The following is a 13,017-nucleotide window of genomic DNA, read 5'->3' as shown; positions in this document are numbered from 1 at the left end:
CGGCGGCACACCTCCGCTCTTGACCCCTGCAAGGGCGCGGCCTAGAGGCTCCCGCTTCCTGCCCCGTCGTCTAAAGGTAAGACTACGGACTCTGACTCCGTCAATCGAGGTTCGAATCCTCGCGGGGCATCCATCCTGCCTTACACCTCGGTTCGCCGCGTTCGCGCGCAGGCGCGGCGGCGCGTCCGCCTTGTCCGGAACGGTGTTCCGTTTGTCCTTGTCCTTGAATCGATTGCCCTTAGTCTGCGGCCATCGAGGCGAGTCTGCCTGTGCCGATCCTATCGCGGATCGCACTTCCCCAGAATGAGGATGCTCTCATGAAAAAGAAAGCAGTTGCCGATCAGGGTTTGACCTTTCGAATGGACGGTCCGCTGGACGGACCCATTGTCGATGCCAGCAAGTTTTCGTTCTCGTTTCCCGACCCCGGCAGCAGCGACGGCCTGCCCGATCTTGCAATGCCGGGCGAAGTCATCCGCGGCAAGACCGTTTATGGCTTCTCGGGCGACTGGGACCCGGCGCGGGCGGGCGACAACAACGTGATGTCGCAGCTCGACAGCGGGACCAAGCAGGACACCAGCGACGGGATCATTACCTTCGGCTTTCTGGACCAGAAGCACGCGACCGGCCTGACCAACAATCCGTCTTTCGGCGAGGGCAAGGGCTACACCCCGTTCACCGAGGCGCAGAAGGCTGCCGCGCGGGTCGCGGTGCAAAACTGGGACGACCTGATCGCGGCCAAGTTCGTCGAAGTGCCCAATGGCCCCGGCGCCAGCACCTGGGCATCGAAGTCGGTCGACATCATGCTTGCCAACACCTTTACCGGTCCGGCGCAGGCCTATGCCTATTACCCCGGATACGGCACGGCGCTTGAGCGGGTGGCGGGCGATGTGTGGATCGCCGATCCACGCTACAACACTTCGAACCTTCAGCTCGATCCCGGGTTCTACGGGCTGCAGACGCTCAATCACGAACTGGGCCACTCGCTCGGCCTGAGCCATCCCGGCGACTACAACTTCGGCGACGACAACGACGGCGACGGCGTGCCCGACCCCATCACCTACGAAGGCGATGCGTTCTATTTCCAGGACAACAACCAGTACACGATCATGTCGTACTTCGACTCGTTCGAAGCCGGCAACAACCAGATCGACTGGAACCTGATGCGGTTCGTCTATCCGTCGACCCCGATGGTCGACGACGTGCGGGTCATTCAGGCGAAGTACGGCGCGGACATGACCACACGCACCGGCGACACGACGTATGGCTTCCATTCGACCGCCGACGTCGCCAACCCCGCCATGAAGTTCGTCCCCGGCGAAATGTCGACGATCTTCACGATCTGGGATGCCGGGGGCAAGGACACGCTGGATCTGTCCGGGTTCTACACCAAGTCGATCATCGACTTGCGCGAAGGCGCCTACAGCAGCGCCGGCGGGTTCGGCGCCTACAATGCCGCGCTCGCGGATACTGATCCCTCGGCGCTTTCGAAGACGGACTATCTCGATATCGTCAATGCCGCCAACGCAGCCCTCGGTCTTGCCGCGCGAACCGCGGCCTACGATCTCTATTTCGGCGGCCGCGAAGGGGCGAACGAAGGCGTGCCGTGGTTCGAGATCATGGGGCACGATACCCTGATGGAGAACAACATCGGCATCGCCTATGGCGCGATCATCGAAAACGCGATCGGTGGCCATGGTGACGACCGGATCAACGGCAACCAGGCAGACAACGAGTTCACCGGCAACGATGGCGCCGACACGTTCGTCTTCGCCAAGTACGGACCGAACGACATCTCGATCGACACTGTGATGGATTTCCATTCCGGCGAGGACAAGTTCGATTTCTCGGCGTTCGAGGGCGTCGATGCCTCGCGGGTGCACATCGACAACGTCAATCACCAGATCACCGTCGATACCGATCTCAACGGATCCTTCGAGACGACGATCAACGTTCATGGCGACGCTGTGCTGGTGAGCGACATCCTGTTCGGCTGAGCGAGGACGCAGTGAAGGAAGGCGCTTCGGATAACCGGGGCGCCTTCGCTGCGTGCGGCCAGGCGATGAAGACGCGCACGGACTGGCCAAGCCGATCAGACCGCGCTATTGCCCGGCCTCGATTTCCACCGCCTCGTGGGAGTGGACTGGCCGGAACCGCGCGATGCGCCGGATACACCGCTCAGTCGCCCGGCGCGGGGCATCCCGCTACCTTCCAGCTGCCGCATGCGCCCGTGCCCTTTGCGGGCACTCAAGCGAGCGGAGCGGGTGGCGTCCGGCCCAATCGGGTCGCCGCCAACAACGAAAGACCATATCGCATGACCGAGCCGCGCAAGGACAAGGACCTCGTTCGCCGCAAATTCTACAAGGCGGAACAGGAAGCCGGGTTCGCCGAGGCCCAGCCGCACACCACTCCGCAAACGCAGGACCCGTCCTACCGCCTCGCCTTCCGCGACACCGACTTCCTCCTGCGCGAGGAGCTGCGCCCGGTCCGCTTCCAGCTCGAATTGCTCAAGACCGACATGCTGCTCGACGAAGCGGGGATCGGCTCGACGCTCGTCGTCTATGGCTCGGCGCGGATTCCTTCGCCTGAAAAGGCCGAGGAAGCGATGCGCACAGCCACGACGCCTGAGCGCAAGGCCGTGGTCGAGCGTCTGGTGGCCAAGTCCAAGTACTACAACGAGGCGCGCGAGCTTGGCCGGCTTGCCAGCGAATGCGCGGTTGTCGAGGAAGGCAAGCGCCAGTTCGTGATCTGCTCGGGCGGCGGCCCCTCGATCATGGAAGCGGTCAATCGCGGCGCCCACGATGCCGATGCGGAATCGATCGGCCTCAACATCGTTCTCCCCCACGAACAGGCACCCAACGCCTTCGTCACTCCTCATCTTTCCTTCCAGTTCCACTACTTCGCGCTGCGCAAGATGCATTTCCTGCTTCGCGCCCGCGCGGTCGCGGTCTTCCCGGGCGGCTTCGGGACGCTCGACGAATTCATGGAACTGCTGACCCTGATTCAGACCGGCAAGATGAAGCCGATCCCGATCCTGCTCTTCGGCAAGGAGTTCTGGGACAAGATCATCGATTTCGGTGCGATGGCCGACGAGGGCGTGATCAATCACGAGGACGTGAAGCTGTTCCGCTGGGTCGAAACCGCTGCCGAAGCGTGGGAAAAGGTCGTCAACTTCTACGAAATCGACGCGTGACCATCTGATCGGTCAGGTGCGGGCCTGGGCATGTCCCAGGGGGCCGGCACCTTTGCCGAACCCCGGCGCGGCACGCAGGGCCGAGCGCACGAATGCCCGCGCCCGGTCGATCGCCTCCGGCAATGGAAGCCCCCGGCCAAGGCCCACCGCGATCGCGCTGGATAGGGTGCAGCCGGTGCCATGCGTGCTGGTTGTGACGATGCGCGATCCTTCGAACGGCAGGCGTCGGCCGTCGGGACAGACAAGCTCGTCGACAATCATCTGCCCCGCTGCATCCCCGCCCTTGGCCAGATAGGCCACGCCGCGGGCCGCCATCCCGGCGTGCCCGCCCAGCGCCTCGAGCTCGGCGACGTTGGGAGTCGTCAGGGTGGCCAGCCGCATCAGCGGCTCGAATGCGGCGATCGTTGCGGGATCGGCGAGGGTCCCGCCGCTGCTTGCGACCATGACGGGGTCGAATACGACCGGTACGTCCAGCCTTGCCAGACGCGCGGCGACGATGCCCGCGATGTCCGGCGAACCGAGCATCCCGATCTTCACCGCATCGACCCCGATGTCATCCAGACAGGCATCGATCTGCGCGGCCACCATTTCGGGGCCGACCGGCTCGACGCCGTGGACCGCCTTGGTATTCTGCGCTGTAAGGGCGGTTATTGCGGTCATCGCATAGCCGCCGAGCATCGTGATCGTCTTGATATCGGCCTGGATCCCCGCCCCGCCCGAAGAATCCGAGCCGGCGATCGCAAGGACGCGGACCGCCGTCATCCCTGCCTGAACTTGCGCTCGGTAGTGGCCGGATGACGCGCTAGGTTATCGCCCGTGCGGGTCGGCCGGTCGAGGAGCTCGCCCCCGCAGTTGGGGCAACGATCGTCCAGAGCCTCGGCGCACTCGGCGCAGAACGTGCACTCGAACGAGCAGATGAACGCGCCGGCGACGTTGGCTGGCAGGTCCGTGCCGCAGCGCTCGCAATCGGGCCGCATCGCCAGCATCAGGCGGCCGCCCGCTCGACCGCCGCGCAGATCGCGGCGACTACGGCTTCTACTTCCCCGCTGTCGTCGCCCTCCGCCATGACGCGGATCACCGGCTCGGTGCCCGAAGGACGGATCACCAGCCGGCCACGCCCGGCGAGCGCGGCTTCGGCATCGGCAATGGCGCTCTTCACACCCGCACTGTCGAGCGGCTTCCCCCCGGCGAAGCGCACATTGCGCAGAAGCTGCGGCACTGGATCGAAATGGTGGAGCAGCTCGCTCGCGGGTTTCTGCGCAGTGACGAGGGCGGCCAACACCTGCAGCGCCGCGATCGTGCCATCCCCGGTCGTCGCATGGTCCGCCAGGATCATGTGTCCCGACTGCTCGCCGCCCACGTTGTAGCCGCCGCGCCGCATCTCCTCGAGCACGTAGCGATCCCCCACGCCGGTGCGAACGAGCGATATTCCCTTGCCACCAAGGTACCGTTCCAGCCCAAGGTTGCTCATCACCGTGGCGACCACGCCCCCTCCCCGTAGAGCCCCGCGCGCGGCGAGCTGGCTGCCGATAAGCGCCATGATCTGGTCTCCGTCGACCGTACGGCCGCGTTCGTCGACCACGATCAGGCGGTCCGCATCCCCATCCAGCGCGATGCCGATGTCGGCGCCCGTTTCGACGACCTTGGCTGCGAGCGCGGCAGGATGGGTCGAGCCCACCTTGTCGTTGATGTTGAGGCCGTTCGGCTCGACCCCGATCGTGATCACTTCGGCGCCGAGTTCCCACAAGGCGGAGGGCGTTACCTGGTAGGCCGCGCCATTGGCGCAATCGACCACGATCTTGAGCCCGTCCAACCGGACGTCGTCGGGCAGGGAGGCCTTTACCGCGTGGATGTAGCGGCCCTTGGCATCCTCGATCCGCCGGGCGCGGCCAATATCGGGTGCCGGCGCCAGCGCCAGTTCCTCGCCCATCAGGCGCTCGATAGCCAGTTCGTCCGCGTCGGAAAGCTTGTAGCCATCCGGACCGAACAGCTTGATGCCGTTGTCCTCGAACGGGTTATGGCTGGCAGAGATCATCACCCCCAGGTCAGCACGCATCGACCGGGTGAGCATCGCGACGGCCGGGGTCGGCAGAGGCCCAAGCATCACGACGTCCATGCCCACGCTGGTAAATCCGGCGACCAGCGCACTTTCCATCATATAGCCCGAAAGGCGCGTGTCCTTGCCTACGACGACGCGGTGCTTGTGATCGCCGCGCAGGAAATACGTGCCCGCCGCCTGGCCGACCGTCATCGCGGTCGCGGCAGTCATCACGCCGGCATTGGTGCGCCCTCGAATTCCGTCGGTTCCGAAATACTTGCGTGCCATTTGCCGACGCCATCCTCTGCAGTGTCATTACGCCGGGCGTTCGACCTGGCGCGTGAATTGCTATGTCGCGAGCCGCCGCTAAAGTCACGCCGCAGATGGACCGGCAGAGGCGGCAGGGGCGCGTATCGATGAGCGAAACAGGTGCCGGCGCGATCCGGGTTTCCACGGGTGGCATCTTCGCCGCGCTCGCCATCGGGCTTGTGTTGGGAGCGGTGCTTCCGCGAGTTGCCCCGTCCGCGATGCCGATGGTGCTCGCGGTGGCCGGCTCCGTGGGCCAGCTTTGGCTTCATGCGCTGCAGATGACGATCGTCCCGCTGGTCGCCGCCCTCTTGTTCAGCGGCATCGCGGCGACTTACGCGGCGGCGCGTGCCGGCCGGCTGGCACGGCGGGCGCTGATGATGTTCTTCGTCATCTTGTTCGCGGGCGCGGTGGTCGCCGCGATCGCAATGCCGTTGCTCCTTGCCCTGGCGCCGATCCCCTCTGGCGCGGCCGATGCACTTCGCGGAGGGCTGGCAACGGCCGAGCCGGGAAGGGTTCCGACGCTGGCGGACTTTGCCGAAGCGCTGGTCCCGACCAACGTGCTGGCCGCGGCCGCCGCGGACGCGATTCTGCCGCTGATCGTGTTCGTATCGTTCTTCGCAGTTGCCGCAATGCGACTGGCTACCCCGCAACGCGAGCTTCTCGTCGGTCTGTTCGATGCGATCGGCAATGCGATGCTGGTCGTCATCTCGTGGGTACTGCTCGCGGCGCCGCTGGGTGTCCTGGCGCTGAGCATAAGCGTGGCAGGACAGAACGGGGGGGCGGCGATCGGGGCGCTCGCGCATTACATCGTGGTCGTCACAATCGTCGGTGTGATCGTGCTGATCGCGGCCTATGTCGTGGCAATCGCGGTCGCGCGGCTCCGACCCGCCGAATTCGCCCGCGCCATGCTGCCCGCGCAGGCTGTCGCGCTATCGACCCAATCCTCGCTCGCCAGCCTGCCCGCGATGCTTGGCGCGTGCCGCAGGCTCGGTGTTCCCGAAGCGACGGCCGATCTGGTGATGCCGCTGGCCGTGGCGTTGTTCCGGGCGACCGGGCCCGCCATGAACCTGGCGGTGGCGATCTACGTCGCCCACTGGTTCGGCGTCCCGCTCACTCCGCAGGTGCTCGCCGCCGGCGTGGCCGTGGCCACGCTCACGACGATCGGCGCGGTATCGCTGCCGGGCGCAATCAGTTTCGTTTCGTCGATCGGCCCGATCGCGCTGGCGATGGGCGTCCCGGTCGCGCCACTCGCGCTGCTGGTGGCGGTCGAAGTCTTTCCCGACCTGATGCGCACTCTTGCGAACGTGACGATGGACGTAGCCGTAACCGCGGCAGTCGCCCGCGGCAAGGCCGCCGAGGCCGTCTCCGCCCCGGGCGACTAGACACCCTCGATCACCAGCCGGGCAACGAGTTCGGTCACGCCGAGGTCGAGCGAGAATTGCGCGTTATGCGCCCGCGCCATGCGCTTCATCAGGGCGAAGCCGCTGCTTTCGCAAGACTGCGAATCCCCTTCTGGCGATGACGGTTCACGCCAGATCAGGGTCAGCGCACCCCCTTCGTGCTTGCCGGTTATGGCGAGCGAGTGACCCGTAGCCAACGCGCCATGCTTGACGCTGTTCGTGCACAGTTCGCCCAGCACCAGCGCGACCAGCCGCGCCTGCTGCTCGTCGAGCATGACCGGTGGCAGTGCTTCGATGTGAAATGCCGCCTCTTCCCGATTATAGGCATCGGTGAGCAGCTTCACGAGATCGGGCAGCGAACTGCCTCCGCTCTCGTCGAGCAGCTGCGACTGGGCGACCGCGATCGACGAGAACCGGCGGGCAAGATCGCGAGCGAAATCCTCGTGATCGGGGTCCTCTCGCGCGCTGGCCAGGGTGATCGCGCTGCTGACCGCATAGGCATTGCGCAGCCGGTGGCGCATCTCGTGCGCCATTTCTGCCAAGCGCTCGTCAGCCTGCCGGCGGTCCGTGATATCGCCGAGCACGGCCAAGATGCTCGCTATGCCGCCCCGGCCGTCGCGCAGCGGCGACACCGATATCCTCCACCGTCTGGCAGTGCCAAGCGCCCCAGGGGCCAAGGCTTCGAGCCGGGTGGACCGCCCGGCCGCCGCCTCCGCCAGCGCTTCCTCGATTGCAGGACGCCCCTCGCCGGGCCAAAGCTCACTCCAGAGCCTGCCCTCAGCTTCAGCGGGTGATGCCAGTTCTAGCAGCGCCGCGCCGTTGATATTGATCGCCCGGATCCGTCCGCTGGTGTCCAGCGTCATGACGCAATCGCGGCTCTGGTCGAGCAGCGCCTCCGCGAGCGGCAGCGGATCTTCGGAGAATTTTCGGGGATCGTCGGATACGGCGTTCGTCTGAGGATCGGTCATCGTCGCGTCACTGGTCCCGCCGCGTGCGCCCCCGAGCGCAAAATTCCAGATAGGCCGCAACCATCACGGATACGACGCGTTTGAACGACTGTCCCCTTAACCCAACGGAATCGTCATGCCCATCAAACTCATCGACCTGCCATACGCCGAAGATGCGCTCTCCCCCACCATTTCGGCGGACACGCTCGCCACCCATCACGGCAAGCATCACCAGGCTTACGTGACCAAGACGAATGACGCGATCGCCGGGACCGAACTTGAAACGGCCCCGCTCGAGCAGATCATCAAGGCCGCCAAGGACAAGGGCGACAAGCCGCTCTTCAACAATTCAGCGCAGACCTGGAATCACGGGTTCTACTGGCATTCGCTGAGCCCCTCGGCGCAAACGCCTTCTGGCGAACTCGCTGATGCAGTCGCCCGCGACTTCGGTTCGCACGAGGAATTCGCCAAAGCACTGCAGGAAAAGGGCGAAAAGCATTTCGGCTCCGGCTGGGTATGGCTCGCCTCGACCGGCGGGAAGCTTTCGATCGAGGAAAGCCACGACGCCGAAACGCTGGCTTTGGGCGATGCCTTGCCCCTGCTGGTAATCGACGTCTGGGAACACGCCTACTACCTCGACCACAAGAACGAGCGGCCGAAGTATCTCAAGGCCGTGATCGGCCAGCACCTGAACTGGGAATTTGCAGCCGCCAACCTCGCATCGGGCAAACGCTGGACCTATCCCGCCTGACAAACGGTCGCCGGCCCGCGCGACTCGTCGCCGGGCCGGGCTTAGGCCGTGGTTGCCCTTGTTCCTGGGGCCGTAGACGGCGCAGCCGGGGGCGCTGGCGGCACGTCATCGTCGTCGCTTAGTTCATGCGGCTCGAATAACGGCTCACCGAAGAGAAAGCCGACGATGTTCAGCGTGCCGAGATGCTCGAAGAGCGCGGTGAGGGTAAGAAGGATCGGAACCGACAGCAGGGCTCCGACCGCGCCCCAGATCCACGAGAAATAGCTGATCGACAGCAGGATCAAGACAGGGTTCACCGTGAACCGCGCACCAAGGACCGAAGGGGTTACCGCGTTGGCCTCGATCGAATGAAGCGCGAGGAACGCGAGCATCGGCAGCAGCCCCAGCGCCACGCTGTCCGCCGTACCTAACCCGACGAGCCCCAACAGCCCCATCATCGTCAGGGGGCCGAGGTAGGGCAGGAAATTGAGCACCATCGCAAGCCCGCCCCACATCACCGGCGCGGCAAGGCCGAACGCCCAGGCGCCGAGCGCGACAATCACGCCGACCCCTAGATTGATCTGGGCAACCGTCAGAATGTACGAGGCGACCCGGTCCTGCACGTCGCGCATGACCCGCGCCGCCCGCAGCGAAGCGCCGAAGCTGTGACGTTCCAGCAGCAGGCTGCGCTTCATCCGGATGCGCGCCTCGATCATGAAGAACGTCATCAGCAGGGTCAGGAGAGTCTCGAGCACCACCGTCGGCGTCGCGAACGCCACCTGTTCGAGCATCGAGGGACTGGCGACGACAACCTCACGTCCAGAAGAGTGCCCCACAACGCGGGTCAGTTGCTGGTTGATCTCGGACAGCCACTGGAAGTTGCCGCGAAGGGAATTGAACTCCTTTCCGATCTTGCCGATCATCGTCGGCACCTGGTCGACAAGGTCGAACGCCGGCTGGATGATCACCAGCACTGCGAGCACCACCAGGACGACCATCACCACGACTGATAGGGCCGAAGCGACGACATTGGGTAAGCCTAGCCGGATAAGGCGATCGGCCAATGGCGACAGTACGATGGTAAGGATGATCGCCGCCACGAGCGGCAGAAATACGACCGAGCCTATCGACAAGACGAACGGCAGGCCAAGAAAGAGGCCGATTCCGATCAGCAGGACGAGTGCGGAAAGGATGCGCGAAGTCGCCTCGGCCGGTTCGGCCACGACTTTGGGCAGTTCTTCTTCGGGGATCATTCGCGTCCCTGCCCTTCCATGACCGGAACGCGACTTTGTGCGAGAGCTCGCGAGCGATCAAGCCCGCGCGCTACACGCATCAGGATTTCGCGTGCGACTTGCCCTCGGCCTCGGCCCGATCGAGCTCGGCGCCTTCATCGCTGTCGATGGCGCGTGCCGCATCCTTCGCCAACTGCTCGACCTTGTTTCCCTTTTCATCGAGAAACTTCTCGGTCCGCTCGTTGTAGTCGCGGGTCGCCTTGTAATTGCCTTCGCCCTTTTCGGCGTTGGCAAGGGGATCGTCGGCCATTGGAACACTCCTGATCAAGGGTTCGGGCGGACAACCAATTTTGCCCGCCGCTGTCTCGACCAAGAACGGTCGCGCGACGATTAGGGTTCCGGCGCTCCGGCCCTTCAGTGAACCCGGTCGTCGCTGCGCGCGGTGTCCTCGAGCTCGGCCATGATCGCATCGTGCGCCACGGCGTCGCCTGTCTTGCGACGGGGCAGCGAACCGTCCTCGATCATCGCGGTCAGGGCGGCGCGGGCCCGGCCCACGCGGCTCTTGATCGTGCCCACGGCGCACCCGCAGATCTCGGCCGCTTCCTCGTAACTGAAGCCTCCTGCGCCGACGAGCAGGAGCGCCTCGCGCCGTTCAGGCGGAAGGGTCAGCAGCGCCCGGTGCATGTCCGACAGGTGCAGCGGACCTTCCTGTCCGGCAGGAGCGACGAGAATGCGCTCGGCCACCGTCTCGTCGTAGTCTGCCCGGAAGCGATTGCGGCGCATATCGGTCAGATATGCGTTGCGCAGAATCACGAACGTCCAGGCACGCATCGACGTACCCGGCTCGAACCGCTCCTGGGCCGCCCATGCTTTGAGCAAGGCCTCCTGAACAAGGTCGTCCGCCAGGTCCGGACGGCCGCAAAGCCCCCGCGCGAACGCGCGAAGGTGAGGGATGACCGCGGTCAGCTCGCGCTTGAAACCCGCGGCAATCGCCGCGCGATCACCATCAGCCATTCTGGTTGTCTAGCTTGTTGAGGAGGTCGGCGAAGCTGTCCGGCAGCGGCTCTTCGACCACGGAATCGTACAGCCGACGCAGGCCATTCGTCCAGTCCGGCGACTTGCGCCGGGCAGAGATCGTTGAAGAAGGGCGCGTCTTGTTCATTGGTTTGTCTTTGGGCATTCGATTTCGAAAAGTCGCCTCCCCCGAATAACCCGGCTGCACGAAATTGCGCCTCCGGCCCGTCCCTAGTTCATGAATTTCCGCGCAGGAAAACAAGCCCGCCGTCCTCGCAGGCAAATCATAGCGCGCAGGTGGAACGAAATGCCTCGCATCTTGTTCCCATGCCATGGCTAATAGCCGCGCCGGTGACGTTGTCGCCGGATTTTCTTGGGGGTGAGCTTGCTTTGGCGGGCATCGGAACAGGCGGTCGGTCAGCAACAGATGGATGGCATCGTTCCCCAACGTGCGCTGTTGCACCACTGGTACGAGCGGTTTCCGCGGATGCTGCCGGTCGGGATTTTCCTCCTGACCTCGCTTATCACGGTTATCAGCGTCTTCGCGATCGAGCGGGCCGAGAGCGGTCGCCGCAATGCGCAGGTCAACCAGATCGGCCAGGCGATTGCCTCTACGCTTGAGCGGCGGGCAAACGCGAACGCAGCCTATCTTCGTTCAGGCGCCGCGTTGTTCGCCACCCAAAAGGACGTGCCCTCGACGCTGTTCCAGAATTTCATCACCCAGCTTCGCCTCGACGACGACTATCGCGGGGCGGAGGGGATCGGTTGGGCGGCGCGGGTCGAGCGCGACGATATCACCGTGGTCCAGGACGAGATCCGCCGGAGCCGCCCGCGCAACTTCACGATCCATCCGTTGCCGAGCGAGGATCAGGCCTTTGCCGTTCCGGTGATTTTTCTTCAGCCCGAGACGGAGCGAAGCCGACTGGAACTGGGCTTCAACATGTATTCCGACCCGCAGCGCCGGGCCGCGATGCAGGATGCGGCGCGCTACGTCCGGCCAACGGCCACCGGCAAGGTTACGCTGATGCACCCGCCCGGCACCGCTCCGCAGACCGGGTTCGTAATCTACATGCCCGTCTTTGGGCTTTCGGCGGATGGCGCCCGTCAATTGAAGGGATATGTGTTCAGCCCCTTCGCTGCGGCCGATTTTCTCGCGTCTGCGCGCGAGCTTGAGCCCGATCACGACGTCGGGGTCGCACTCTACGACCGGGCGGTGGCGCCGGGCAACCTGATGGCGCGCATCCCCGTTGCCCGGCCGAGCGGCTATACCGCGGTCCAGAGCCTGGAGATCGCCAACCATCCGTGGGTGGTGGTCGTCGAGACGGGCAAGCCTACCCGGCTCACCAGTCTCTCGCTTCTTACCCTGCTGTTCGGGATGCTGGTGGCGAGCCTGCTGCTGGTGCTGGCCCGACTTGTAACGAAGCAGGCAACCGAAGACCGCATCGCGCGCGAATGGCTGGAAGAGCAGCAATCGATCCGCAATTCGCTGACTCGCGAACTCAATCACCGGGTCAAGAACACCCTTGCCAATGTCCTGTCGATCATCTCGCTGACGCGGCGGCGCGCGACCGGACTCGATGATTACGCTAACAGCCTGGAGGGGAGGATCAGGGCGCTTTCGGCAACCCACGATCTTCTAACTCAGTCGGAATGGGGAACGACACCGATCCGCGCTGTCGTTGCGGCCGAAATGGCGCCCTATGTCCAGGAGGACGGCCGGCAGCTCGAAATTACGGGCCCGGACGTGGCGCTTGCCCCCAACGATGCTCTCTCGCTGGGTCTGGCGGTCCATGAGCTGGCAACGAATGCTGCCAAGTACGGTGCGCTCAGCGTGCTCGATGGGCGCGTGGTGGTCAGCTGGAACCTTCTCACCCAGGACCTTGCGCGGGTGGAGTGGATCGAGACCGGCGGTCCGCCAGTCAGCGAATCCCGGGCGCGCGGCTTTGGCACAGACCTGATCGAAAAGATCGTGGCGCACGAATTGCAGAACCCGGTCGACTTGCGCTTCGAGCCCGGTGGCGTGCGCTGCACGCTGATCATCCCGGTTCGCCGACCGGCCGCGTTCGAACTGCGCGCGAACCGGCAGGAGCGCTGACGACCAATTCCTGAGGTCAAGATACGCGGCGCCGGCAATCCGCCCGGCGCCGCTGGCACAAC

At 64.8% G+C, this 13,017-nt stretch carries 13 protein-coding genes and 1 tRNA gene; 6 read left to right on the top strand and 8 right to left on the bottom strand.

Annotated elements, in window-relative coordinates; translation table 11 throughout:
* The first annotated feature begins 59 nt into the window (after nucleotides 1–59).
* The 3 genes from ACFO0A_RS04080 to ACFO0A_RS04070 all read left to right on the top strand — a co-directional run bounded on the left by ACFO0A_RS04080 (nucleotide 60) and on the right by ACFO0A_RS04070 (nucleotide 3,190).
* Nucleotides 60–133: transfer RNA gene (locus ACFO0A_RS04080), tRNA-Gln, on the top strand.
* Nucleotides 134–317: 184 nt separating this feature from the next.
* On the top strand, nucleotides 318–1,994 hold the full coding sequence (locus ACFO0A_RS04075; protein WP_379537691.1) for a M10 family metallopeptidase: 1,677 nt from the start codon (nucleotides 318–320) through the stop codon (nucleotides 1,992–1,994).
* 317 nt (nucleotides 1,995–2,311) lie between these two features.
* On the top strand, nucleotides 2,312–3,190 hold the full coding sequence (locus ACFO0A_RS04070; protein WP_379537690.1) for an LOG family protein: 879 nt from the start codon (nucleotides 2,312–2,314) through the stop codon (nucleotides 3,188–3,190).
* Nucleotides 3,191–3,202: 12 nt separating this feature from the next.
* Here ACFO0A_RS04070 and thiD read toward each other — a convergent pair whose 3' ends face one another.
* The 3 genes from thiD to glmM are packed head-to-tail and all read right to left on the bottom strand — an operon-like array spanning nucleotide 3,203 to nucleotide 5,516.
* Nucleotides 3,203–3,952, bottom strand: a complete 750-nt coding sequence (thiD, locus tag ACFO0A_RS04065; RefSeq protein WP_379537689.1) for a bifunctional hydroxymethylpyrimidine kinase/phosphomethylpyrimidine kinase — start codon at nucleotides 3,950–3,952, stop codon at nucleotides 3,203–3,205.
* Nucleotides 3,949–4,176 carry a DUF1272 domain-containing protein gene (locus ACFO0A_RS04060; protein ID WP_379537688.1) on the bottom strand — a complete coding sequence of 76 codons (228 nt, stop codon included), beginning with the start codon at nucleotides 4,174–4,176 and terminating at the stop codon, nucleotides 3,949–3,951. The genes thiD and ACFO0A_RS04060 overlap by 4 nt, the downstream gene beginning before the upstream one ends.
* The gene (gene glmM / locus ACFO0A_RS04055; protein WP_379537687.1) at nucleotides 4,176–5,516 is read right to left on the bottom strand and encodes a phosphoglucosamine mutase; all 1,341 of its coding nucleotides are present in this window, start codon (nucleotides 5,514–5,516) and stop codon (nucleotides 4,176–4,178) included. The genes ACFO0A_RS04060 and glmM overlap by 1 nt, the downstream gene beginning before the upstream one ends.
* 128 nt (nucleotides 5,517–5,644) lie before the next feature.
* On the opposite strand from glmM, the gene ACFO0A_RS04050 reads away from it, so the two are divergent.
* Entirely contained in the window at nucleotides 5,645–6,919 is a 1,275-nt protein-coding gene (locus ACFO0A_RS04050) for a dicarboxylate/amino acid:cation symporter (protein ID WP_379537686.1), read from the top strand.
* Here the strand turns inward: ACFO0A_RS04050 and ACFO0A_RS04045 are convergent.
* A complete protein-coding gene (locus ACFO0A_RS04045; RefSeq protein ID WP_379537685.1) occupies nucleotides 6,916–7,905 on the bottom strand; it encodes a sensor histidine kinase in 990 nt (329 codons plus the stop codon). The two genes, ACFO0A_RS04050 and ACFO0A_RS04045, sit on opposite strands and share 4 nt — an antisense overlap.
* Nucleotides 7,906–8,020: 115 nt before the next feature.
* Between ACFO0A_RS04045 and ACFO0A_RS04040 the strand changes: the two genes are divergently transcribed.
* Nucleotides 8,021–8,635: a superoxide dismutase gene (locus ACFO0A_RS04040; RefSeq protein WP_379537684.1), complete on the top strand. Its 615-nt coding sequence runs from the start codon at nucleotides 8,021–8,023 to the stop codon at nucleotides 8,633–8,635.
* A gap of 41 nt (nucleotides 8,636–8,676) precedes the next feature.
* Here the strand turns inward: ACFO0A_RS04040 and ACFO0A_RS04035 are convergent, their stop codons facing one another.
* The 4 genes from ACFO0A_RS04035 to ACFO0A_RS04020 form a co-directional block, all read right to left on the bottom strand.
* Nucleotides 8,677–9,867, bottom strand: a complete 1,191-nt coding sequence (locus tag ACFO0A_RS04035; RefSeq protein ID WP_379537683.1) for an AI-2E family transporter — start codon at nucleotides 9,865–9,867, stop codon at nucleotides 8,677–8,679.
* A 79-nt stretch (nucleotides 9,868–9,946) separates the two neighbouring features.
* Nucleotides 9,947–10,156, bottom strand: a complete 210-nt coding sequence (locus ACFO0A_RS04030) for a hypothetical protein (protein ID WP_379537682.1) — start codon at nucleotides 10,154–10,156, stop codon at nucleotides 9,947–9,949.
* 104 nt (nucleotides 10,157–10,260) lie between these two features.
* Nucleotides 10,261–10,860: a sigma-70 family RNA polymerase sigma factor gene (locus ACFO0A_RS04025; RefSeq protein WP_379537681.1), complete on the bottom strand. Its 600-nt coding sequence runs from the start codon at nucleotides 10,858–10,860 to the stop codon at nucleotides 10,261–10,263.
* Nucleotides 10,853–11,008, bottom strand: coding sequence for a NepR family anti-sigma factor (locus ACFO0A_RS04020; RefSeq protein WP_379537680.1), 156 nt, complete (start codon nucleotides 11,006–11,008; stop codon nucleotides 10,853–10,855). The genes ACFO0A_RS04025 and ACFO0A_RS04020 overlap by 8 nt, the downstream gene beginning before the upstream one ends.
* 231 nt (nucleotides 11,009–11,239) lie before the next feature.
* On the opposite strand from ACFO0A_RS04020, the gene ACFO0A_RS04015 reads away from it, so the two are divergent.
* Nucleotides 11,240–12,955 carry a CHASE domain-containing protein gene (locus ACFO0A_RS04015; protein ID WP_379537679.1) on the top strand — a complete coding sequence of 572 codons (1,716 nt, stop codon included), beginning with the start codon at nucleotides 11,240–11,242 and terminating at the stop codon, nucleotides 12,953–12,955.
* The last annotated feature ends 62 nt before the right edge of the window (nucleotides 12,956–13,017 follow it).

The sequence above is a fragment of the Novosphingobium tardum genome, from assembly GCF_042652045.1.
In the GTDB taxonomy this organism is placed as follows: domain Bacteria; phylum Pseudomonadota; class Alphaproteobacteria; order Sphingomonadales; family Sphingomonadaceae; genus Novosphingobium; species Novosphingobium tardum.
Note: the sequence above shows the minus strand (reverse complement) of the source record. Positions and strands in the feature narration are given on the sequence as shown.

What these genes read in the sequence shown, in the direction of transcription:
- thiD (WP_379537689.1), bottom strand. Translation starts at nt 3,952, where the DNA reads ATGACGGCGGTCCGCGTCCTTGCGATCGCCGGCTCGGATTCTTCGGGC.
- ACFO0A_RS04035 (WP_379537683.1), bottom strand. Translation starts at nt 9,867, where the DNA reads ATGATCCCCGAAGAAGAACTGCCCAAAGTCGTGGCCGAACCGGCCGAG.
- ACFO0A_RS04045 (WP_379537685.1), bottom strand. Translation starts at nt 7,905, where the DNA reads ATGACCGATCCTCAGACGAACGCCGTATCCGACGATCCCCGAAAATTC.
- ACFO0A_RS04020 (WP_379537680.1), bottom strand. Translation starts at nt 11,008, where the DNA reads ATGAACAAGACGCGCCCTTCTTCAACGATCTCTGCCCGGCGCAAGTCG.
- ACFO0A_RS04030 (WP_379537682.1), bottom strand. Translation starts at nt 10,156, where the DNA reads ATGGCCGACGATCCCCTTGCCAACGCCGAAAAGGGCGAAGGCAATTAC.
- ACFO0A_RS04025 (WP_379537681.1), bottom strand. Translation starts at nt 10,860, where the DNA reads ATGGCTGATGGTGATCGCGCGGCGATTGCCGCGGGTTTCAAGCGCGAG.
- ACFO0A_RS04070 (WP_379537690.1), top strand. Translation starts at nt 2,312, where the DNA reads ATGACCGAGCCGCGCAAGGACAAGGACCTCGTTCGCCGCAAATTCTAC.
- ACFO0A_RS04060 (WP_379537688.1), bottom strand. Translation starts at nt 4,176, where the DNA reads ATGCTGGCGATGCGGCCCGATTGCGAGCGCTGCGGCACGGACCTGCCA.
- ACFO0A_RS04050 (WP_379537686.1), top strand. Translation starts at nt 5,645, where the DNA reads ATGAGCGAAACAGGTGCCGGCGCGATCCGGGTTTCCACGGGTGGCATC.
- ACFO0A_RS04075 (WP_379537691.1), top strand. Translation starts at nt 318, where the DNA reads ATGAAAAAGAAAGCAGTTGCCGATCAGGGTTTGACCTTTCGAATGGAC.
- ACFO0A_RS04040 (WP_379537684.1), top strand. Translation starts at nt 8,021, where the DNA reads ATGCCCATCAAACTCATCGACCTGCCATACGCCGAAGATGCGCTCTCC.
- glmM (WP_379537687.1), bottom strand. Translation starts at nt 5,516, where the DNA reads ATGGCACGCAAGTATTTCGGAACCGACGGAATTCGAGGGCGCACCAAT.